The following is a 354-nucleotide window of genomic DNA, read 5'->3' on the forward strand; positions in this document are numbered from 1 at the left end:
TCATATTCCAAAAACCAAAACAAATTCATACGATCTTGGCGATGCTGCTGCGCCAGTAAATCAATCACACTTTTTTCACCACGCCCCACCATATGCTGTCTATAAAAATAATAGAGCAATAAAATGGTACTTAGCAGCATAACCCCAAGCATAATCCAAAAACCTACTGGTGATTTAAGCCCCGGAATAAATTCAAAGTTCATTCCATAAATACCCGTTAAAAGCGTAAGAGGCGCAAACACAGCAGTAATAATGGCAAGAATACGCATGTTCTCATCGGTCTGGTTAGCAATTGCCGAGAAATGCAAATCTATTGCCGATTGAATCGCACTACGTAAACGTAAAGTATGTTTT

The 354-nt window shown here is 39.0% G+C and carries 1 protein-coding gene; it reads right to left on the minus strand.

What is annotated here, in order from left to right; translation table 11 throughout:
* The coding region (locus ACG916_RS21580; RefSeq protein ID WP_419378816.1) for a magnesium transporter CorA family protein at window positions 1-354 on the minus strand (354 nt) is incomplete at both ends.

The sequence above is a fragment of the Acinetobacter legionensis genome (assembly GCF_048552295.1).
Classification (GTDB): Bacteria; Pseudomonadota; Gammaproteobacteria; order Pseudomonadales; family Moraxellaceae; genus Acinetobacter.